This is a genomic window from Shewanella sp., assembly GCF_013214165.1.
In the GTDB taxonomy this organism is placed as follows: Bacteria; Pseudomonadota; Gammaproteobacteria; order Enterobacterales; family Shewanellaceae; genus Shewanella.
On record NZ_JABSSM010000004.1, the window covers coordinates 80,938 to 103,176 of the forward strand.

At 45.9% G+C, this 22,239-nt stretch carries 20 protein-coding genes and 3 tRNA genes; 6 read left to right on the plus strand and 17 right to left on the minus strand.

Annotated elements, in window-relative coordinates; genetic code table 11:
• Window positions 1-52: 52 nt before the first annotated feature.
• The 12 genes from HRU42_RS02230 to HRU42_RS02285 form a co-directional block, all read right to left on the minus strand.
• A tRNA-Lys gene (locus HRU42_RS02230) sits at window positions 53-128 on the minus strand.
• 345 nt (window positions 129-473) lie between these two features.
• A tRNA-Lys gene (locus HRU42_RS02235) sits at window positions 474-549 on the minus strand.
• Window positions 550-894: 345 nt separating this feature from the next.
• Window positions 895-970: transfer RNA gene (locus tag HRU42_RS02240), tRNA-Lys, on the minus strand.
• A gap of 184 nt (window positions 971-1,154) precedes the next feature.
• Window positions 1,155-1,883 (minus strand): tol-pal system protein YbgF, encoded by a 729-nt coding sequence (ybgF, locus tag HRU42_RS02245; protein ID WP_295028622.1) that lies wholly within the window; start codon window positions 1,881-1,883, stop codon window positions 1,155-1,157.
• Between the two features lie 19 nt (window positions 1,884-1,902).
• A complete protein-coding gene (gene pal / locus HRU42_RS02250) occupies window positions 1,903-2,439 on the minus strand; it encodes a peptidoglycan-associated lipoprotein Pal (RefSeq protein ID WP_295028624.1) in 537 nt (178 codons plus the stop codon).
• Between the two features lie 35 nt (window positions 2,440-2,474).
• On the minus strand, window positions 2,475-3,803 hold the full coding sequence (gene tolB, locus HRU42_RS02255) for a Tol-Pal system beta propeller repeat protein TolB (protein ID WP_295028626.1): 1,329 nt from the start codon (window positions 3,801-3,803) through the stop codon (window positions 2,475-2,477).
• 9 nt (window positions 3,804-3,812) lie between these two features.
• Window positions 3,813-4,772 (minus strand): cell envelope integrity protein TolA, encoded by a 960-nt coding sequence (gene tolA / locus HRU42_RS02260; protein WP_295028628.1) that lies wholly within the window; start codon window positions 4,770-4,772, stop codon window positions 3,813-3,815.
• Between the two features lie 3 nt (window positions 4,773-4,775).
• Window positions 4,776-5,210 carry a protein TolR gene (gene tolR / locus HRU42_RS02265; RefSeq protein WP_295028630.1) on the minus strand — a complete coding sequence of 145 codons (435 nt, stop codon included), beginning with the start codon at window positions 5,208-5,210 and terminating at the stop codon, window positions 4,776-4,778.
• Window positions 5,210-5,899 (minus strand): protein TolQ, encoded by a 690-nt coding sequence (gene tolQ, locus HRU42_RS02270; protein WP_295028632.1) that lies wholly within the window; start codon window positions 5,897-5,899, stop codon window positions 5,210-5,212. The genes tolR and tolQ overlap by 1 nt, the downstream gene beginning before the upstream one ends.
• Window positions 5,889-6,287, minus strand: coding sequence for a tol-pal system-associated acyl-CoA thioesterase (ybgC, locus tag HRU42_RS02275; protein WP_295028634.1), 399 nt, complete (start codon window positions 6,285-6,287; stop codon window positions 5,889-5,891). The genes tolQ and ybgC overlap by 11 nt, the downstream gene beginning before the upstream one ends.
• 168 nt (window positions 6,288-6,455) lie before the next feature.
• On the minus strand, window positions 6,456-8,606 hold the full coding sequence (locus tag HRU42_RS02280) for a prolyl oligopeptidase family serine peptidase (RefSeq protein WP_295028636.1): 2,151 nt from the start codon (window positions 8,604-8,606) through the stop codon (window positions 6,456-6,458).
• 620 nt (window positions 8,607-9,226) lie between these two features.
• Complete coding sequence (locus HRU42_RS02285; RefSeq protein WP_295028638.1) at window positions 9,227-10,096, minus strand: OmpA family protein; 870 nt, start codon at window positions 10,094-10,096, stop codon at window positions 9,227-9,229.
• A 142-nt stretch (window positions 10,097-10,238) separates the two neighbouring features.
• Here HRU42_RS02285 and rnt point away from each other — a divergent pair, with 142 nt between their 5' ends.
• Window positions 10,239-10,925, plus strand: coding sequence for a ribonuclease T (gene rnt, locus HRU42_RS02290; RefSeq protein ID WP_295028640.1), 687 nt, complete (start codon window positions 10,239-10,241; stop codon window positions 10,923-10,925).
• Window positions 10,926-11,155: 230 nt separating this feature from the next.
• Here the strand turns inward: rnt and HRU42_RS02295 are convergent, their stop codons facing one another.
• Complete coding sequence (locus tag HRU42_RS02295) at window positions 11,156-11,761, minus strand: peroxiredoxin C (protein WP_295028642.1); 606 nt, start codon at window positions 11,759-11,761, stop codon at window positions 11,156-11,158.
• Between the two features lie 312 nt (window positions 11,762-12,073).
• Here HRU42_RS02295 and HRU42_RS02300 point away from each other — a divergent pair, with 312 nt between their 5' ends.
• Window positions 12,074-13,393 carry a Na+/H+ antiporter family protein gene (locus tag HRU42_RS02300; protein WP_295028644.1) on the plus strand — a complete coding sequence of 440 codons (1,320 nt, stop codon included), beginning with the start codon at window positions 12,074-12,076 and terminating at the stop codon, window positions 13,391-13,393.
• 132 nt (window positions 13,394-13,525) lie between these two features.
• On the opposite strand, the gene upp is transcribed toward HRU42_RS02300, so the two are convergent.
• The gene (gene upp / locus HRU42_RS02305; RefSeq protein ID WP_295028646.1) at window positions 13,526-14,152 is read right to left on the minus strand and encodes a uracil phosphoribosyltransferase; all 627 of its coding nucleotides are present in this window, start codon (window positions 14,150-14,152) and stop codon (window positions 13,526-13,528) included.
• Between the two features lie 212 nt (window positions 14,153-14,364).
• On the opposite strand from upp, the gene purM reads away from it, so the two are divergent.
• The 4 genes from purM (at window position 14,365) to asnB (ending at window position 20,279) form a co-directional block, all read left to right on the plus strand.
• Window positions 14,365-15,402: a phosphoribosylformylglycinamidine cyclo-ligase gene (gene purM / locus HRU42_RS02310; protein ID WP_295028648.1), complete on the plus strand. Its 1,038-nt coding sequence runs from the start codon at window positions 14,365-14,367 to the stop codon at window positions 15,400-15,402.
• Complete coding sequence (purN, locus tag HRU42_RS02315) at window positions 15,402-16,046, plus strand: phosphoribosylglycinamide formyltransferase (protein WP_295028650.1); 645 nt, start codon at window positions 15,402-15,404, stop codon at window positions 16,044-16,046. The genes purM and purN overlap by 1 nt, the downstream gene beginning before the upstream one ends.
• 437 nt (window positions 16,047-16,483) lie before the next feature.
• Window positions 16,484-18,178 carry a M28 family metallopeptidase gene (locus HRU42_RS02320; RefSeq protein WP_295028652.1) on the plus strand — a complete coding sequence of 565 codons (1,695 nt, stop codon included), beginning with the start codon at window positions 16,484-16,486 and terminating at the stop codon, window positions 18,176-18,178.
• 424 nt (window positions 18,179-18,602) lie between these two features.
• The gene (gene asnB, locus HRU42_RS02325) at window positions 18,603-20,279 is read left to right on the plus strand and encodes an asparagine synthase B (protein ID WP_295028654.1); all 1,677 of its coding nucleotides are present in this window, start codon (window positions 18,603-18,605) and stop codon (window positions 20,277-20,279) included.
• 81 nt (window positions 20,280-20,360) lie between these two features.
• On the opposite strand, the gene HRU42_RS02330 is transcribed toward asnB, so the two are convergent.
• The 3 genes from HRU42_RS02330 to HRU42_RS02340 form a co-directional block, all read right to left on the minus strand.
• Window positions 20,361-20,705, minus strand: coding sequence for a 5-carboxymethyl-2-hydroxymuconate Delta-isomerase (locus HRU42_RS02330; protein WP_295028656.1), 345 nt, complete (start codon window positions 20,703-20,705; stop codon window positions 20,361-20,363).
• Window positions 20,706-20,846: 141 nt separating this feature from the next.
• Window positions 20,847-21,554, minus strand: coding sequence for a DUF445 domain-containing protein (locus tag HRU42_RS02335; protein ID WP_295028658.1), 708 nt, complete (start codon window positions 21,552-21,554; stop codon window positions 20,847-20,849).
• Window positions 21,555-21,702: 148 nt separating this feature from the next.
• Window positions 21,703-22,113 carry a GNAT family N-acetyltransferase gene (locus tag HRU42_RS02340; RefSeq protein ID WP_295028660.1) on the minus strand — a complete coding sequence of 137 codons (411 nt, stop codon included), beginning with the start codon at window positions 22,111-22,113 and terminating at the stop codon, window positions 21,703-21,705.
• Between the last annotated feature and the right edge of the window lie 126 nt (window positions 22,114-22,239).

Below are 22,239 nucleotides of genomic sequence, written 5' to 3' on the forward strand. Positions count from 1 at the left end.
AACTGAGCTAATCTCTCTTCAACCGTTCCTCAGTTTATCCACCTAGAGGAAGTGGTGGGCCGTGAAGGATTCGAACCTTCGACCAATTGGTTAAAAGCCAACTGCTCTACCAACTGAGCTAACGGCCCTTTCTGGTATTGCTGATATTTCGAAATAAATAACTAACTATCATTAGTTAAAAGCCAACTGTCTGTTTCTACAAGAAACTGAGCTAACGGCCCTTTCTGGTATTGCAGTCTGAATTTGCTTATTCATCGCAACGAACAAGTCCACTTTCAGCTAGAGTGGTTTTGAATTTAACAGTTCAAGGATTAGCTTAAGCCATACACTTTCAAGAAGTGGCGGCCCTTGAAGGGGTTAGACCTTCGACCAATGTGGTAGTTAAGAGTAAAGCCAACTGCGCCCTTATAATAAAAGCATCAACTGAGCTAATCTCTCTTCAACCGTTCCTCAGTTTATCCACCTAGAGGAAGTGGTGGGCCGTGAAGGATTCGAACCTTCGACCAATTGGTTAAAAGCCAACTGCTCTACCAACTGAGCTAACGGCCCTTTCTGGTATTGCTGATATTTCGAAATAAATAACTAACTATCATTAGTTAAAAGCCAACTGTCTGTTTCTACAAGAAACTGAGCTAACGGCCCTTTCTGGTATTGCAGTCTGAATTTGCTTATTCATCGTAATGAACAAGTCCACTTTCAGCTAGAGTGGTTTTGAATTTAACAGTTCAAGGATTAGCTTAAGCCATACACTTTCAAGAAGTGGCGGCCCTTGAAGGGGTTAGACCTTCGACCAATGCGGTAGTTAAGAGTAAAGCCAACTGCGCCCTTATAATAAAAGCATCAACTGAGCTAATCTCTCTTCAACCGCTCCTCAGTTTATCCACCTAGAGGAAGTGGTGGGCCGTGAAGGATTCGAACCTTCGACCAATTGGTTAAAAGCCAACTGCTCTACCAACTGAGCTAACGGCCCTCTTAGTAGCAAAATCTCTTATTAAACTATTCGAAAATTGCTTAACTCAAGACCCTCAAGCGACTCTGCCGCTCTGAGGGCGCCTATAATACCTTTTTCATACCCTCTTGCAAGTGCATTTCTTACATTTTTCGCTGTTTGCATGAAAAACAGACTAAGAGCCTGTTTTTTGAATAAATAAGGATTAAAGAGCAGACAATTGCTGTTGAGCCAAGCGAGCTGCTGCGCTATTTGCGTACTCTTTGATAACTTGTTGGTAGTAAACTTTCGCAGAAGACACCTTGCCAACCTTCTCAGCTATCATCCCCAGCTTAACTAAACTATCAGCACGCTTATTTGAGTCTTTAAAACGCTTAACGACTGTTTCGAACGCTTGCGTAGCGGGTTCAAAGTCACTCTTGTTATATAAGAGCTGTCCCAGCCAATAGTTAGCATTAGCTGCGTAGGTAGAGTCAGGGTATTGTTTTATGAATCCCCTGAAAGCAGGAATCGCTTCCTCATACTTCCTCTGCTTGAGCACCAAGTTAACGGCATACTCATAACTGGCTGTTTCGCCTAAAGTAGAAGATGAGGACGTTGAGCTAGTTTGTGACGTTGCCACAATAGGCACTTGAGCGGGCTTAACCGATAGATTTGCGATCTCTTCGTAGAGTTGACGCTGACGCTGGAGCATCTGGTCTATTTGATAACCTTGCTGCTCATTCAAACCACGTAGGTCGAGCACTTCCTGCTGTAGCGTATCCAAGCGTTGCTGAGTCTCGAATTCTGACTGTTGCTTTGCTTGAAGTATCCTTTCTAAACGTGCAACTCTTTCTTCAGTAGAACTACCGGTAGCATCAGCCACCGGCGCAGGTGCAGCAGATGCCACACCTATACTAAGAAGAATTGCCGTCGTTAATGCGGCTATTTTCATAGATAAACCTACCAAACGATTAGTAAACTAAAACAGCTCGGCGATTAATCGCGAAACCATCATCTGTACGAGACATATCTAATGGCTTCTCTTCACCATAGCTGACAATACTCATTTGACTAGGCAGTACGCCCATTCCTTGTAGGTATTTAGCAACGGCCTTCGCACGCCTCTCACCCAAGGCGATATTGTACTCTGGAGTGCCACGCTCATCGGCGTGACCTTCTATCATCAAGCGAACATTAGGATGCTCAACTAAATAGTTACCATGGGCTTGAAGGACTTCGGCGAACTGAGCCGATACCGAACTGCGATCAAAATCAAAATAGATGATGTGCTCTTTACGCAACTCTTGGTATTTCAGACGTTGTTGCTCTTCAGGAGTCAAAATTGGCGCTATGCCTCCGGTTTCTACACCACCAGTAGCTAACTCACTACTGGAACCCGAAGTTGAGCTAGTCGCATCAGTTTCAGACTCGGAAGTAGAGCTACAAGCACTGAGGGCCATGATCGGAAGTACAACCAACATAGCTTTAAACAGCTTATTGAGATCCATTTTAAAATCCTTAATATTTTTTATAGTTAACATTGTTAGAGAAAAGGTGACCATGAAGGAGACTTAACCTCCCCCAAACCCGCAGGCAATCTTGCTTTGAATCGTCCGTCCGTAGATACAGCCCCTAAAACCTGCTTACCTTGATGGGTTGTTCCATATATCACCATAGTGCCATTCGGCGCTACACTCGGTGACTCATCGAGACGCGTTGACGTAAGTACTTGCATAAATCGCGTCTCAAGATCCATTCTTGCGATATTAAACTTACCCTTGGTACGGTTTACGAAAATCATACTTCGACCGTCCGGTGCTATAGAGCCACCTAAGTTCCACTCCCCTTCAAAGGTCAGGCGCTGCACTTTACCCGAGGCTAATGTCACCTTATAGATTTGTGGGCGCCCGCCACGTTCTGACGTGAAGATTAACGACTTACCATCGGGAAACCATGAAGCTTCGGTATCGATAGCATAATGGTTCGTGACTCGTTTGAGTGCCTTGGTCGCTATATCGAGCACATAAATTTCAGGCTGACCATCTTTAGATAAGGTCAATGCCAACTTCTTTCCATCCGGGGAAAATACCGGAGCACCATTAATGCCATTGAAACTGGAGACATTATTACGAGACTGAGTATAGATGTCCTGAATAAATATTTCGGCTTTTTTATTTTCGAAGCTGACATAAGCCAACTTACGACCATCGGGTGACCAAGACGGTGACATCAATGGCTCAGGGGAGCGCAATAACATCTGTTCGTTATAACCGTCATAATCCGAGATCATTAACTGATAAGGAGACTTCTCACCATGTTTCACTACCACATAGGCGAGACGAGTTAAGAATGCGCCACGAATACCAGTCAGTTTCTCATAGACCAGATCACTGATCCTATGACCATACTGCCTAAATTGTGCGGCTGAGATAACCGTCTCTCGACTATCGATAAGATATTCACTATTAGACTGAGGACCCGATCCTTGTTGCATTTGGGCCTTAACCAGATCGACCAAGTCGAAAGTAACCAGGTATTGATCATTGCCATAAGGTTTGACAGAGCCCATCACCACAGCTTCGGCGCCGATGCTTGACCAGTCTTTAGCGACAAACTGAGACACACTACTGATATTACGTTGAGGTAGACCTAAGTCATCGAGCGGCTTAAATGTACCACTGCGAATAAGATCCGACATCACAACATCTGATATCTGCTCAGGCGCAACCCCTGCCCCTTGCCAAACAAACGGGATCACGGCGATAGGACGCGCGGCATCCACACCATCGGTAATAATGATATCTAACGCGGCTCTTACTGGTGAGCTCACAATAATCAGGCTTAAAAAGAGCCACTTCCCCAAAGTCTTCATAGGACTCCCTTAATTGAATGTCGGTCTATAGATAATGTTTAGTTCTTTTAATTTCTCGTAAACGTCGGGTTCAGATGACACAGGTAGACGTTGAGCCCTCTGTATGGCGGCTTGGGTTGCCCGGCACAACACAGGATCACCCTCCACAATTCTACTTGTTGTTACAAAGCCGTCCTTAGCGAGTCTGACAAAAACCGTACAGCTCTTGCCGCGCATACTTTCCTCTTTCTGGACATAACGCGCAATGGTTGCATTAATCATGCTGGTATATTTAACCACCTCACCCGTCACTTGCCTATTACGGGTCTGCGACAGTGCGGCCTGCTCCTCCGCCAAGGCATCTTGCATCATCTGCTCTTGCAGTTGACGTTCTCTCTCTAGGGCCTTACGTTTACGCTCGTCTTCCTCTTTACGCTTTCGCTCAGCCTCTGCTTTACGTTTACGCTCATCGGCAGCTTTCTTTGCCACAGCCTCTTCCTGCTTACGTTTAGCCTCGGCTTTCTTAGCCGCCTCTTCAGAAGCCTGACGCTCTTTCTCTTTCAGCTTACGGAACTCTTCGGCCTGCTGCGCCTTCTCTTTTTCCTGTTTCTGCTTTAATTGAGCCGCTTTTGCCGCAGCCAATGCATTCTTAGTTTCGATCTCTTTCTGCTTGCGCTCAATTTCCAGCTTCTTAATTTGAGCCTGCTCACGTTCTCTTTGTTGACGAGCTTCTGTCGCTTGGCGTTCCAAGTCATCCTGGCGCGCCTTCTCTTTACGAGCAAGCTCTCTTTTCTCAGCCTTTAACCTCTCAACATGCTGAGCCACTAATTTCTGATCGACCACCACGGCCTTCATCGCTGGCGCGCTCACCTGAGGCTGAGGTTTGGGCTTATCAGAAAAATCTACGCCCATGACGAGGATCATTAACACGCCAATATGAATACCAGCTGAAATGACTATAGGTAAGGTAAAATCTGATTTTTGTGCCACCGACTAGTCTCCAGGTGAATCTGTCATCAAACCAACCGAAGGGACACCGGCACTTTGTAAGCTCACCATCAACTGGATCACTTTTTCATAGGCAATCCTTCTATCCGCCTTTACCACCACTGGGCGTTCGGGTTCCAATAGAATAATGGCACCCACTCGAATCGCCACCTCTTCAAGATCTAAGGGCTCCTTCGAACTTGAGCTGCCTACATCCAAAAAGTAATCCCCGTCGGCATCGATAGATGCGACGATCGGCGGCTTACTGTCGGCCGGAAGCGCCTCAGATGTCGCTTGAGGAAGCTCCACTTTCACCCCTTGGGTGACTATTGGCGCTGTCACCATGAAGATGATCAACAATACCAACATCACATCGATATAAGGCACCACATTAATTTCAGCAACGAGGCGTCTGCGTTTTCGCTGATAACCCTGCTGCATTAACTTTCATCCTTGTCGCTGTATGCTTGACGATGCAAGATACTGGAAAACTCCTCCATGAAGTTCGCATAGGACATCTCAACACTGTCCACCAGAGTCGTGAAGCGGTTATAGGCGATCACAGCCGGAATAGCCGCAAATAGACCCATAGCCGTGGCAATCAAGGCCTCGGCTATACCCGGAGCAACCATGGCTAGGGTGGCATTTTCTACCGCACCAATGGCGATAAAGGAGTTCATGATCCCCCAAACGGTCCCAAATAAACCAATATAAGGGCTGGTAGACCCGATGGTGGCTAACAGGGGTAAATGAGTTTCAAGCTTTTCCATCTCGCGAGACAGAGAGACACGCATGGCGCGATAACTGCCGTCCATCACAGCCTCAGGAACCTTGCTATTGAGCTTACTTAATCTGGCATACTCTTTAAAACCTGCATGGAACAGAATTTCTAATCCAGTATTGCTATCTTGTCTGACCGATAACTCTTTATAGAGTTTATTGAGATCCACTCCAGACCAAAACTTATCCTCAAACTTGAGCGCATTGAGCTTTGCGGCTTTCAATAAACGCTGACGTTGAATGATAACGGCCCAGGACATCACAGACAGCCCCAGCAAGGTAAGCATTACAAATTTAACCAATATACTGGCTTGTAAAAATAACCCTATAATTGAAATATCAGCTTCCACCTTTAAACTCCTGGACTATATTGTTGGGGATGGCACGAGGTCGCATACGCGATAGAGAAATACAGGCAACTAAGACGTTAGCCTCACAATATATTACACCCTGCTCGTCAATTAACTTCTGCTCAAACATCAAGGATGCTTTCTTCAAATTTGTGACAATGGTTTCGACGATAAAGTTCTGCTCAAATCTCGCTGCACGGCAAAAATTTAATTCGGCCCTTTTGACCACAAAGGCTATATCATCGGCCAACAGAGCAGCCTGCTTGACTCCCATGGCCTTCAACCACTCGGTACGAGCTCGCTCAAAAAAGTTAAGATAATTTGAATGATAAACAACGCCACTTGCATCGGTATCTTCGTAATAGACAGAAATAGGCCAACGAAACATGAATTATAAGCGCCAATCATGAGAGAAAATAGAGGCCTACTATACCTAGACCCAATGCAATTGTGAATGCTTGCCCTGCTTAGAAGCGGGTGATAATCATAAAAAATTGTTAATAAAAAAGAGCAGCCAGGCTCCTCTTTTCTTCATTACTTCACGATTACATGATTATCAATTAACTTTTGCCGGTATTTTTAACCCAAAACTTTCAAATAGGAAGCTGTAGATATCGGCAAATTCATCGATCTTCATCGATGTCGGCTTACCCGCACCATGACCCGCCTTAGTCTCGATACGCATTATGATAGGCGCATCTCCCTGTTGCTTCGCCTGCATCATGGCACCAAATTTAAAGCTATGTAGCGGCACCACTCTGTCGTCATGATCGGCTGTCATCACCATAGTCGCCGGATAGCTACGCTTGGTCACGTTATGATAAGGGGAATACGCCAACAAGGCCGGAAACTGCTCGGCAACATCGGCGCTGCCATATTCACTAGTCCAGGCCCAGCCAATGGTAAACTGGTGGAACCTGAGCATATCGAGCACACCAACTGCGGGTAGCACGGCGGCAAATAACTCAGGACGTTGAGTCAATGTCGCGCCCATCAACAAGCCACCGTTACTGCGGCCATAGGCCCCAAGCTTAGTTTTATTGGTGTAGTTCTCATCGATTAAATACTCAGCCGCCGCATAATAGTCATCGAAAACGTTCTGCTTCTTATCTAACATGCCAGCCTGATGCCAGCTCTCGCCGTATTCGGCTCCGCCTCTTAAGTTAGGTACCGCATAAATCCCGCCCATGTCCATCCAGGCGATATTGGCCGGACTGAATCTTGGCGTCAGCGAGATAGCAAAGCCACCGTAGGCGTATAACAGTGTCGGGTTTGCGCCGTTCTTCTGCATGCCTTCCTTATATGAGATCATCATAGGCACGCGCGTACCATCTTTACTGGTATAGAAAACTTGTTCCGAAGTGTAATCCTCAGGCTTGAAGGACACCTGCGGCTCGGCGTAAATTGATGATTCTCCCGTCTTGAAATCAAACCTGTACGTTGTCTTAGGTTGCACGTAGCTATTATAGACATAATAAAAATAGTCTTTACTGCGCTTACCATAAGGACCGGCGATCTTACCCTTGCCAGGAAGCGTAACATCTTGGCGCTTTACCCCATTCATGCTGAAAATTGATAGTTTTCCGAGCACATCATGTAGATAACTCACCACCAAGTGATCATTAATAATAGCTAAGTTACTGATTGGATCACTCGACTCCGCAATGAGGGTTTGCCAATTGGCTTTGTCACTGTGATTGACATCGATTGCGATCACTTTACCATTTGGTGCATCGAGATCTGTCTTAAAATAAAACACCGACTTATCGTTGCCTAAGAAAGTGTATTCGGCTTCCAGCTCTGTGATCAACTCCACCACGTCAGCGGGCTTCTCCAGAGACTGATAGAAGAAGCGATTACGCGTGTCTGTTCCTTGGGAGATAGAAAGCAGCAGATAGTCACCCGCTTCCGAGACTTCAATACCGAAACCCCAGTCTTTATTTTGCGGACGCTCATAGACGAGCTTATCGCTTACTTGCTCTGTCCCTAGCTGATGAAAATAAACCTTCTGATGAAAGTTAACATCGGCCAGTACGTTGCCACCCGCTGGCGCATCATAGCGAGCGTAATACACACCGGTATTGTCCTTGTTCCACACAGCTTCGGAGAATTTAATCCATTTCAGCTCGTCATCGAGCTTAACTCCAGTTTTAACATCGACAAATTGCCACTGTTGCCAATCTGAACCCGACTTAGACACACCATAAGCTAGAGTCTTGCCATCACCACTGACCGATACACCCGATAAAGCCACGGTACCATCACTCGATAGCGTGTTTGGGTCCAAAACGACTTTCTCATCCCCATTGGCCGTTTTCACATAAAGTACCGATTGAGCCTGCAGACCATTATTTCGATAGAAGAAGGTATTTTTACCATGTTCGAAAGGTGCCGATACCTTCTGGTAATTCCACAACTCTGTGATACGGTCAACCACGGCTTGTTTGTTTTCTATGCCGCAGAGATATGCCTTCCCCTGTGCTTGCTGCATTTTTACCCAAGCTTGGGTTTGCTCTGTGTTTTGTTCAAGAAAACGATAAGGGTCTGCAACTTGCACACCATGGATGGTTTCAATCGTACCTGCATCCATTGGGACCGAAGCAGATTTTTGCTCTGTTTCTTGCTGCGCCGTCTGGCATCCCATAAGCGCGAGGGCTAGACTCGCTATTAATAGGTGCTGGTTTCTCAATTTGCTTTTAAATATCATGTTTGCTGTCCTGCTGCTGATATTGATGGTATCTCTTATTATCTTTCCCCTGAGCCTAGGCCCAGCATCGCAAGCCACTATACAAGTAATAATTTTCGAGGCAATCAAAGAATATTTGATGCCCAATAATGGCATCAATAGCCATATTAACAAGTCTGTAACATGGATTAGTTAACTAGACCTTGAGTTATGCAGTTAATATGCTTAACCAAGCGGAAACAGCTTGTTTAGTGAATCTTTGGAGTTAGACCACACTTACCTTCATTAGATATTCTAATGATAATCGGTATTTTTTCTAGTTTGTCACTTCAGGTACCTAAGCCTATACTGATCTCGTTTTCAGGAAATATCTGTTTCACAGATATGAAAACAAGAACTCTTAATTCCCGTGTCTGACACGTGAATTTTATCTCTGGTTCTTATGCTTGACTTCCTTCCTTCAATTTGTTGATTGCAATATATTATTTTCAGCCCGCTTACATTATTAAGCGGGCTTTTTTTTTGCCAAAAAATCCTTTAGATCGCCATTGACTAAATTGTCAGCAATAAAAAGCCCAGCTTCTACGCTGGGCCTAATCGCTAACATATTAATCCTCTGTAATATCCTTGGTTTCCATCCACTACATAGGTTTACTAATCCTAATGACAAGCCGTCTGTTTCGGCCTCGCTCATCTATGCTTGCATTCGAAGCAACGTGACGACGTTCCCCGTGGCCAACCGTATAGATACGATCTTGATCGATCCCCGCCGATAAGAAGAAGTTCTTCACCGAATCTGCGCGCTGCTCTGACACTTTCTGGTTGATTGAGCGACTACCATAACTATCGGTATAAGCATCAATCAATACCAGCTCAACTTCCGAGTCATAGGCGAGATACTCTTGTACTTTGGCAATCTGTGATTTGGAGAAGCGAGTCAACTCCGAGCCGCCCGACTCGTAGGTTAATACAGTAAACGCGATATCATCGAAACTGTAAGGCAACAATCCGGCAAGACAGGCCTTAAAGTCTCTGTAATTACGATTGAAATTAACCGCAGAAAGACCAACGGCGATTTTATTTTCTTGGTTATACCAATCGGCGTAGTAAAAGGTAGGTTCCATGCCGCGTTCAAGCTCGGCGAGCATAGACCAGGCTGCATTACGCGGCACTTCGCCGCTGAAGTACTTCTGATAGGTCAGCTCAGTGATCTCTTTAGAGAGGATGCCCGGTCTCCAAGCTGGCGGCTTACTCATCAGGGTCGCTTGAGTAACCTGATCGGGTTTAACCCACATATCTAAACTGAAAATCAAATTATGGTTTTTACCTGCAATGCTGGTAAATATCGCTTTGCCATAGGCGGGAATATCATGTTCGAGACGGCATATGACCGGCGTATTGTCACTGAGTTTCCACCGTGATTGATCGAGAGAGGCAACATAATGACGTAATTCTGCAGCCGCAAAGAAGGACATGCATAATGTCGACGCTATCAATACTCTAAGCCACATACCTGATACTCATATTAATTCTATTACTTAATGCTATCGGCACATTTTTACAGACCTTTAGCTCAAAAAACAGCCATTCAGACATGACAGCATTAAGTGCTTGCCTCATAATAGCGGCCTAATAACTATTTGGACACTTTCAATGAGCGAAATTTGCGACGCCAACAAATTAAATCACCGTTTTAGGGGCTATTTCCCTGTGGTCATCGATGTCGAGACTGCCGGCTTCAATTCCCAAACCGATGCGTTGCTTGAAATCGCCGTCACCATGCTGAAAATGGATGATGAAGGGATACTCAGTTTAGACAAGACCCTGCATTACCACATAGAACCCTTCGAAGGAGCCAATTTAGAACCTGACGCCCTCGCCTTCAATGGCATAGATCCAAGCAATCCACTTCGCGGCGCCGTCAGCGAAAAAGAAGCCTTCCTCGAGATTTTCAAAGAGGTCAAGAAAGCGCAGAAAGCCGTCGGCTGTCACAGAAGTATCATAGTTGCCCACAACGCCGCCTTCGATCATGGCTTTGTGTCCAAGGCCATCGAACGTTGCGCACTTAAACGTACGCCTTTCCATCCTTTTGCCACTTTCGATACCGCCGCACTTTCAGGTTTAGCACTGGGCCATACCGTGCTCGCCAAAGCTTGTTCAATTGCCGGCATCGATTTTGATAACAACGAAGCCCACTCGGCGCTGTACGATACCGAGCGTACCGCAGAGCTATTTTGCCATATCGTCAACAAGTGGAAAGCCCTCGGCGGCTGGCCATTAGCGGTTAATCATGACACCGATGCACCTGTTGAAACACCGAGTGAAGCGAGCACAGATTAATAGGCTTATCAAATGGCCAAGCTAATGATTAACTAGGCACAAGCTAGTACCAAGCAACGGCCTCCATGGCCGTTTTTTATTGCTGCGGATGCACAAACATTACTGGTTTTCACCCAAACAACGATAAACATATGCCTTAACAGTCATGGGAATGTCCAGATAGCAGGCATTAAAAAACCGCGATAATCGCGGTTTTCCTTCATGCTTAGACTAACTATAATCGATTAAGATTATAGAGAATCGGCATTATCACTTAGGTAAGCAGCAACGCCTTCTGGGCTTGCGTCCATACCTTTGTCGCCTTTTTCCCAACCAGCAGGACAAACATCACCGTGCTCTTCGTGGAACTGAAGTGCATCGATCATACGCAGCATTTCGTCGACATTACGACCGAGTGGAAGATCGTTGACCACCTGGTGACGAACCATGCCTTCTTTGTCGATAAGGAAAGAACCACGGAAAGCAACACCAGCTTCTGGATGCTCAACGTCGTATGCCTTACAGATTTCATGCTTAACGTCAGCAACAAGTGTGTACTGAACTGGGCCAATGCCGCCTTCAGCAACAGGAGTGTTACGCCATGCATTGTGAGTGAATTGTGAATCGATAGAAACACCAATCACTTCCACGCCACGCTTCTTGAACTCTTCAATGCGGTGATCGAACGCGATCAGCTCTGATGGGCATACGAAAGTGAAATCAAGTGGGTAGAAAAATACTACCGCTGGCTTGCCTTTGATGGCTTCAGCTAGGTTAAAGCTATCGACGATTTCGCCGTTACCAAGTACTGCAGCAGCAGTAAAATCAGGTGCCTTACGGCCTACTAATACGCTCATTTTATATCTCCATCTATGGATTGAAAAACGATTTTCATTTTAAATCTTCTGGCATTATAAGCAGTGTTTTCTCGCATACAAGCTTTTTGCGACGAATATCACCTTTATTAATTGAATCTTCATCCCTTCGTATATTAAGGCATCGCAATAAACTTAACCATGCTGTGGTTATTTACAAAATTTAACTATTTATGTCCACACTGAGTTAACAAGCCCTCAATTTTAACAGATATATCCCCAGTCTACTGGACAAGGCAAGCCAAGCTAGGCAAGAATGTCTGTCCAACTAAAGATAAGAAAGAATCTATTAATATGAACGCAGTCGTCATCGCTGTTTGCCTTATGCTAGGACTAAGTTTAGCTCGGGTAAATGTTGTAATCGCACTCACAGTAAGTGCACTGGTCGCAGGTCTGGTTGGGGGAATGAGTCTTCAACAATCGGTCGATGCATTTAACACCGGCTTAGGTGGGGGCGCACAGATTGCGTTAAGCTACGCACTCCTAGGCGCATTTGCCGTTGCTCTGTCACATTCCGGCTTAACCACGCTTATTTCCAGAAAGGTTATTTCGCTACTTGGAACAGAGCAGAACAGCGCTAATATGAATCGCGTTCGTTGGACCCTGTTACTGGCTGTCCTTGCCATGGCAGTGTCTTCCCAGAACCTGATCCCTATCCACATCGCGTTTATCCCCATTCTTATTCCACCACTATTGCATGTGATGTCTAAGCTCAAGCTGGACAGACGCTTGGTGGCCTGTGTACTCACCTTTGGTTTAGTGACTACCTATATGATCTTGCCCATTGGTTTCGGTGGCATTTTCTTAAATGACATATTACTGGCTAACCTCAATAACAATAATCTCAATGCCGTACGCGAGCAGATCCCCACAGCCATGATGATCCCGGCAATGGGCATGATAACCGGTTTATTGGTGGCGGTTTTTATCAGCTACAGAAAGCCCCGTGAATATAAAGAACAGCTAATTGTAGCCGCCGAGCCTGAAGAGACAGTGAGCGGGCGTAAAATTGCTATCGCAGCCGTCGCTATCGTATCTACGCTAGTGGTGCAGTTAATGACGGGCTCGATGATTTTCGGCGCCTTGATAGGTTTTATCATCTTCAGCTTCTCCGGTGCTCTCAAGCATGTCGCCGATCAAGACGTGTTTAACCAAGGCGTACGCATGATGGCCAACATTGGCTTTATCATGATCTCCGCCGCTGGATTTGCCGCTGTAGTGAAAGAGACCGGCGATGTCAGCAGTTTAGTCGACTCTCTGAGCAGTATCATAGGTGACAACAAGGCCTTAGCCGCCTTCTTGATGTTACTCGTGGGCTTACTCATTACCATGGGTATAGGCTCATCTTTCTCAACTATCCCGATCATCGCCACCATCTATGTGCCATTGGCCATGAGCTTTGGCTTCTCCATCACTGCCACAATTGCACTTGTAGGCACTGCGGCAGCTCTGGGAGATGCCGGTTCACCCGCCTCGGACTCGACACTGGGCCCGACGGCAGGCTTAAACGCCGATGGACAGCACGACCACATCAAAGACAGTGTGATCCCGACATTTATTCACTACAACATCCCGCTGATAGTGTTTGGCTGGATAGCGGCCATGGTGCTATAAGAGTCGAGGTTTGAGCTTCGAGCACTTATTCAAAATGAGAAGTAAAAAACAAAAAAGGAGCCATTTGGCTCCTTTTTCTCTTTATAAACTCGAAACTAGCGTAATTTAAGTTTATACATAAGTGCTAAGCGACTACTTAGTACCGAAAATCTTATCACCCGCATCACCAAGACCGGGCAGAATGTAACCCTGCTCGTTCAAGCAATCATCGATAGAAGCGGTGTAAAGCTCAACATCTGGGTGAGCCTTCTCTAATGCAGCCACGCCTTCAGGTGCAGCAACTAAAACTAAGGCTTTAATCGAGGTACAACCACGGTCTTTAAGTAGATCGATAGTTGAGATCATTGAACCACCCGTCGCCAGCATAGGATCGACGACCAAGGCGATGCGTGAAGGCATATCACTGGCGAGCTTTTCAAAGTAAGGCACAGGTTTTAGGGTCTCTTCATCGCGGTATATGCCGACAACTGAGATACGCGCACTAGGGATATTCTCCAGAACGCCATCCATCATACCAAGGCCGGCGCGAAGAATTGGTACCACAGTGACCTTCTTGCCTTTGATCTGTTCCACTTCAACCGGACCATTCCACCCTTCGATAGTGACAGTTTCAGTATCAAAATCAGCAGTCGCTTCATAGGTCAGCAGGCTACCCACTTCCGCTGCCAACTCACGAAAACGTTTAGTGCTAATATCAGCTTCACGCATCAAGCCTATTTTATGACGAACTAATGGGTGTTTAACCTCAACAACTTTCATTTTTCTCTCCTGATTTTTAGCATAGGTACAAGCAAATTAACGAAATCTTAGTTTATTTGTCCGCAATGGAAAACATAAAGTTTTAAAAACACGATAAATCGTGAGCTATGTCCGCTATAAATAGCAAAATCTTCGCTTTCGAGGCCTGTCACAAACTGGTAGAATGGCGCCGCATAAAATCCAATAATCATTCTGTACCCGAGAGGATCTTCGTGAGCACTCCTACACAGCTTAGCTATAAAGATGCAGGTGTCGATATCGACGCCGGAAATGCACTAGTTGATAATATTAAATCTGCCGTGAAACGTACCCACCGTCCAGAAGTTATGGGCAACCTAGGTGGATTCGGCGCTCTTTGTGAGCTTCCGACTAAGTACAAACACCCTGTGCTTGTTTCTGGTACCGATGGTGTTGGCACCAAGTTACGTTTGGCAATCGATTATAAGAAGCACGACACAGTCGGTATCGACCTGGTCGCTATGTGCTCTAACGATTTAATCGTTTCAGGCGCCGAGCCACTCTTCTTCCTCGATTACTATGCGACAGGCAAACTAGATGTTGATGCCGCAACTGCAGTCGTTAAAGGCATTGCCGAAGGCTGTGTACAGTCAGGCTGTGCACTTATCGGTGGTGAGACCGCCGAGATGCCAGGCATGTATGAAGGCGATGATTACGATCTCGCTGGCTTCTGTGTCGGTGTGGTCGAGAAAGCAGACATCATAGATGGCACTAAAGTCGTTGCCGGTGACTCACTTATCGCGCTAGCGTCAAGCGGCCCTCACTCAAACGGATTCTCATTGATCCGTAAGGTGCTCGAAGTCAGCAAGGTTAACCCTGAGGATGATTTCGAAGGCAAGCCACTGATTGACCACCTGCTTGAGCCGACAAAAATCTATGTAAAATCCCTGCTTAAGTTACTCGAACAAACTGAAGTTCATGCTATGGCCCACATTACCGGTGGCGGATTCTGGGAAAACATCCCACGCGTCCTTCCTGATGACTGTAAAGCGGTTGTTAAAGGTGATTCATGGCAGTGGCCAAGCATCTTCAACTGGTTGATGGAAAACGGTAACATTGCAGAATTTGAAATGTACCGTACCTTCAACTGTGGCGTAGGCATGGTTGTCGCGCTACCGTCTGACAAGGTTGACGCTGCATTGGCACTGCTTAACGCCGAAGGCGAGAAAGCTTGGCTTATCGGTGACATTGCTAAGCGCGATGGCGACGAAGAGCAAGTGGAGATCCTGTAATGTCCGCCAACTGTCGCGTATTAGTATTAATCTCAGGAAATGGCAGCAACTTGCAGGCGATCATCGATGATTGTGATGATCACCTCGAAGCTGAAATCGTCGGAGTGATCAGTAACAAGCCCGATGCTTACGGCCTTATCCGTGCTCACCAAAGCGAGATTGACACTAGTTGTGTGATTGTTCGAAAGGATGAAACAAGATCAGCATATGATGCTCGCTTAAAGCTTGCCATAGACAGATATCAGCCAGATCTGATTGTCTTAGCCGGCTTTATGCGCATATTAAGCGATGAATTGGTACAAGGGTTCGAAGGCCGAATGATCAACATTCACCCTTCTCTCCTCCCTAAGTACACAGGACTTAATACCCATCAGCGTGCTATCGATGCCAAAGACACGGTACATGGTGCCAGTGTTCACTTCGTGACGCCGGAGCTAGACTCGGGTCCCGTCATACTGCAGGCGAAAGTGCCAGTCTATGATGAAGATACCGCCGATACCTTGGCCGAAAAAGTGCATCAGCAAGAGCATGCCATCTATCCTATGGTCGTTAAATGGTTCAGCCAGAATCGACTCGAGATGAAACAAGGTAAGGCGTTTCTCGATGGTAAAGCACTCGAAGACCTGGGTTACGCGGCAGACTAATCGTCTAATCGCTTAACTCTATCCCCCAAAGGGCCTCTGAATGTATTCGAGGCCCTTTTTGTTAGATCTGTCCGTCACTCGTTATTTTACAGCCTACTGACGTACACGTTTAAACAGCCTAACCAAATTGACAATCCAAGGTTACCCAATACGAAACTTCGCCCTGAAATCTAAGCTCGCAGCGCATCTACACTGGGTGATTTTCTCTCTTCGATTAGGATTTGCTTATTATCGATAGTTACTCTACGGCCCGTCATTGCAGAAACGTAATACCTTGTTGGTATAAGTAGGAGTGTTTTAAAAGGCACCTAGCAACATTAAGCAACACATTTACACTTTGGAAACCTAGGGTCTGCTTGTCAAAGTGGGCCCTTGTCCTTCATGATGGTGTCCCATCACTATTTTGATGCAAACTAATAACAATAATAGGACATTCAATGCGATTACTGCCTCCGGTATGTGCCCTTGCGCTGCTTAGCGCTTGTAGCCAACCGCCAGTTAACACTCAAACTACAGTAGCAGCTGAAGTTAAAACTGCTACCAACAGCTTGACCAATGCCCCCGTAAAGTTCGATGAGGCGCGCTTCAGGCAAGATATCAAGACCCTGTCTTCCGATGAGTTTGAAGGTCGCGCCCCAACCACCAAGGGTGAAACTCTCACACTTAACTACTTGACCCAAGCCTTTAAGGAGATGGGGCTGGTCGGTGCCAATGATGGCGATTACCTGCAAGCCGTGCCTATGGTGACCTATACCGCCTCCGAGCAACAAACTATCAGCTTCGGTGATCTGCCACTTGAACATAGAACAGATATCGTTCTGGGTAGCCGTCATGACAATGGCGGCGTCGATATTGCTAACGCGCCTCTGGTCTTCGTTGGCTATGGCATCAATGCGCCAGAATACGACTGGAATGACTACCAAGACATAGACATGCAAGGCAAGGTTGCGGTGATCTTGGTCAATGACCCCGGATTTGCTTTACCCGACTCGGGTAAGTTTAACGGTAAGGCGATGACCTATTATGGCCGCTGGGACTACAAGTTTGCAGAAGCGAGTAAACAGGGTGCTTTAGGCGCCATCATTATTCACGATACCGCCCCAGCATCTTACCCCTGGTCCGTGGTAGAGAACAGCTGGACGGGTCCTCAGCAAGATCTGGTAGCCGACAAAATTGAGCAAGATAAGCATGTAGAGGTTGAAGGCTGGATCACCCTGGATGTGGCAACTAAGGTCTTGAAAAAATCAGGCTTGAGCTTAGCAGATCTTATGCAAAGGGCGGCCAGCGGCCCAATGAATATCCCGCTGAAACAGACGGCTAATATTCAATTTTCCAACACGGCCAGCTATGCCAACAGTTATAATGTGGTCGCCACCCTTGTGGGAAAAGATCGACCAGATGAGCAGGTATTATTTACCGCCCATTGGGATCATATCGGCAAGGATGAGAGTAAAGATGGCGATCAAATTTACAACGGTGCACTCGACAACGCCTCAGGCACCGCGGGTATACTCGAAATAGCCCGTCAGTTTGCCAATCAGGCCAACTTGGGTCAGCCACTTTCTCGCTCCGTCACCTTTATCGCCACCACAGGTGAGGAGCAAGGCCTGCTAGGCTCACGCTTCTATGCTGCCAATCCAATATACCCCATCGATAAATCCGTGGCCGTATTCAACTTGGATAGCACCAACATCTACGGCCGCACACTTGATTACACCATAGTCGGCAAAGGAAAGTCTGAATTAGAAAATTACCTTGTAGACGCATTAAAATCACAAAACCGAGTGGCTAAAGGCGAGAGTCGACCAGAAGCTGGCGGTTTCTTCCGTTCAGACCATTTCAGTTTTGCCAAGCTCGGTATTCCTGCGGTATTTGCCGGCGGCGGCAATGAGCCCATCGATGAGGCCACGGCCAAGTACAAGGTCATGATGAAGCAAAAAATGAAAGGTTGTTACCACAACACCTGTGATGAATACCGGGAAGATTGGGATCTTAGCGGCGCACTACAAGATCTGGCCATCTATTACAGTGCCGCAGAAACCTTGGCCAACAGCCAAGATTGGCCCGGATACTTTGCCGGCACTGAGTTTCATTCTCTTCGAGGAGCAAGCACTGAGGCCCTGAGTGAATAATACCTTGGCGCCAGAAACTAGCCGCCGAATTAATGCTTCACCAAGTCTCTCTATTCCATGATTTTTATTCATGATGCTTTAAGAATGGCTCCTGCTTTCGGGGGGCCATTTTATTACGTGTCTCTATGACTGTATTTAACGAGGAAAAAAACAACTGTTGACTCAGATACAGAGTAAAATGACATTAAGCCATTTTCACTGATAAAAAATCAATTTCAGCCGCCTACCGCACAGTAAATATTAACTATCCTCAACAAAAAGCAGCAATAATTAAACAAATCTTATTTTATTGGCGGCATACATGAAGTAACAAGCCAGATAAGCGTGTTTTATATGGTGTTTTGTCAATTTAAGGTTTGGCAAAAAGGTTAATTACTGGCACAGTACACCCATTGGATTTACACCGATTTGCAGGAGCTAGAATATGTGTTCAATTTTTGCCATTTTAGATATTAAGTCAGACGCAACACAGCTGCGACAAGTCGCGCTGGAAATGTCGAAGCTGATGCGTCACCGTGGACCAGATTGGTCAGGGATCTACAGCTGCGATAAAGCCGTACTCGCTCATGAACGTCTTGCCATCGTCGATATCGATAACGGTGCTCAGCCTCTGCTTAGTAGCGATGGTAACATTATTCTTGCGGTCAACGGTGAGATCTACAACCACAAAGAACTCAAGGCCGAGCTTGGCGAGAAGTACGCTTACCAAACAAATTCTGACTGTGAAGTTATCCTGTCCCTCTATCAAGAGTATGGTGTGGACTTCCTCGATAAGTTGAACGGCATATTTGCCTTCGTGCTCTATGATAAGACGAAAGATCTGTATCTTATTGGCCGAGATCACATGGGTATCATTCCCCTATACACAGGCTTAGATGCCGAGGGTAATTTCTACATCGCCTCAGAAATGAAAGCCTTGATGCCTGTGTGTAAGACCGTCGATGTATTTAAGCCGGGTCACTATTTATGTAACAAGGCGAGCGCCACTGACGACGGTTATGTGCAATATTATCAACGTGAATGGCGTGATTTTGCGGCCGTGAAAGATAACCCAGCCAGTATCGATGAAATAAGAGAAGCACTCGAAGCCGCGGTTAAACGTCAGCTTATGTCTGATGTACCTTATGGTGTACTGCTATCGGGAGGGCTGGATTCATCGGTTATCTCGGCTATCACGCAAACTTTTGCTAAACGCCGTATCGAAGATGATGGACAGAGCGATGCATGGTGGCCACAGCTGCATTCTTTTGCCGTGGGTCTTGAAGGTGCCCCCGATTTGATTGCGGCAAAAAAAGTCGCCGATGCCATAGGCACCATCCACCATGAGATCATCTTCACCTTCCAGGATGGTATCGATGCAATTAAAGATGTGATTTATCATCTGGAAACCTATGATGTCACCACCATTCGTGCCGCTACACCCATGTACCTTATGGCGAGAAAAATTAAAGCCATGGGTATCAAGATGGTGCTATCGGGCGAAGGTGCAGATGAACTATTCGGTGGCTACTTATACTTCCATAAGGCCCCTAATGCACAGGCCTTCCATGAAGAGTTAGTGCGTAAACTGGACAAGCTATTCATGTTCGATTGTCTTCGTGCCAACAAGTCGATGGCAGCATGGGGACTCGAGGCACGCGTGCCCTTCCTGGATAAAGAATTTATGGATGTGGCGATGCGCATCAACCCCGAAGCCAAGATGTCTAAAGATGGTCGTATCGAGAAGCATATTCTGCGTCAGGCGTTCGAGCACAAATTACCCAAGGAAGTGACATGGCGTCAGAAGGAACAGTTCAGTGATGGTGTAGGCTACTCATGGATCGATGGTCTAAAGGAGCTAACAGCCGAGAAAGTGGATGATCTGCAACTGGCTAATGCCAAGTTTAGATTCCCCTATAACACACCAGACACCAAAGAAGGTTACTACTACCGCTGTTTCTTTGAAGAGCTATTTCCACTGGATACTGCCGCGAAAACCGTTCCAGGCGGTAAGTCGGTGGCTTGCTCTACTCCTGAAGCGCTTGCTTGGGATAAGAGCCTTCGGGATGTCATTGACCCATCGGGCCGAGCAGTACAATCGGTTCACGCTAGCGCCTATTAATACCAATGAGTAGAAGGAATAAAAGCAGCCCGAGAGCTGCTTTTTTATTGTGCTAATATCGCTCAACTTTCGATTAATAGCTTAAACTAGCTGCTTAAAATAGTGCTGTTGATTAATATCCCTCAATTCAATCGTCAGGCTTTGTACTTTAGGCGTCAATGGCGCTAAATGTTCTGCAACACACGTCAGTAAACCCTTTTTCTGCTCGTCGCTTCGTCCCGGCATGATCGAAATTGTGATATGTACAAATAGATTTGAGCTCTCTTCTCCAACTAAAAAATGATCACAGCCATGGGCTCGTGTCTTAATCGCCTTTGATTCAAATAAGCCGGACGCTATCGCGCCTTTATGCGTTGCGTTAACCAGCTCGGAAATATCAATCAGCTCGGCAAGGGGGGAAGCATATTCAATCAAACAGTGGGGCATACAAGGAAACCTCTATTGATAAGATAAGCAGGGACAAATATTGGTTATTCGGACCAGACGGCAAATTCCCTTAACGCTTGTCTACAGGCAAGATAGAGGGAGCCTATTAGCTCCCTTCTACCTAAAATTAAATCTTGAGAATTACCCTTGCACAAGCGCGGCAATCAAGCCGATAACACCACCAAAAACGCCGCCCCACACCACGAGCCAACCTAGGTGCTTTCTGATCATCTCTTGAATGATGTCCTTCACCAGCTCAGGGGTCAACTCGTTTAGTCTTTGGCTGACAATCTCATTGATCTTGGTCTTCATGTCGGCCAAAACATCGGGCTGCTCGAGTTCATTCTTAAGCAAGGTATAAAACTCTTCACTCTGGGTTATCTCGACCAAGGAGGCCTTCATCTTCTCAATAAATGGCTCTTTTAACGGAGTGATGGCATCTGTACCACCAACCATGGCCAACATACCACCAAAGGATGACTGTTCGACTGTGGTCACTAGGGCATCAAATGCTGGGGTCATATCGACCTTCTCGATAACTGGTTGCAGATTAATATGGGATTCGCTGCCACCTTGATCCGACAAAAAGCGATCGATATTTTCATCAGTAAAAAATTGCTTCATCATCAGATGGGAAATGCCTGCTTTGAACTCTTCGAAACGAGACGGAATGACGCCAGAACCATACAAGCCTGGAACTTTTTCAAATAACATATGGATGGCCAGCCAGTTTGTCAGTGCGCCGGACAGCGCAAATAATCCTATACTCAAAACGATAGCCGATGAAAAATAATAGCCTAATGCCAGCAAGAGGGCCGCGATTAGATTTGTGATCACACTCTTATTCAATCTGTTGCTCCAAAAATTAAAACAGCTACAAAATTGGTATAATATCATAGCCTGCTGAGTTTTCAGTAATTATGACGGCACATTGTTTGCGTAGGGCAACAGATAACAGGACAAATACCGGACGTACTGAGTCAACAAACTAATAGCCTTATACTTGAGTGTCAAACATAGCCAGAATATCTATAGGCACAAACCCATTGCCTTCTATTTTTTCCCGGGGAACTGCCAGTACTTGAGTCTCATCGGCGAGCGCTTTCGCTTTTTTAACCAGTTCTGTGCCTATGCCTCTTTTTCTATAAGATTCAGCCACAAACAGATCGTCAAAATACCAGAGTGGTTTAAGTAATAATGATGAAAATGAGGGGTAGAGTTGAATAAATCCGACGGGAATGTCCATTAGAAAGCCAATAAATATCACAGAATCATTTTCGAGTAATCTGCTTTCGATAAATTCTTTACAGTCAGCTAATCGAGAGTCTTGACCTAAGCTTTTCCGGTACTCATCAAATAGCGAGGTTAATGACTGTAGATCTTCATTTATGGCGATTCTAATATGCATTTTCATTCCTTGAAATAATGTCTATTTACATGACTTACCGACTAACGACATGTTTTTATTGTCATTAACTTCCCTTTCAGTTACATAAGCTTAACACATAAGTGTAAATGCGATCGACGATTTGTG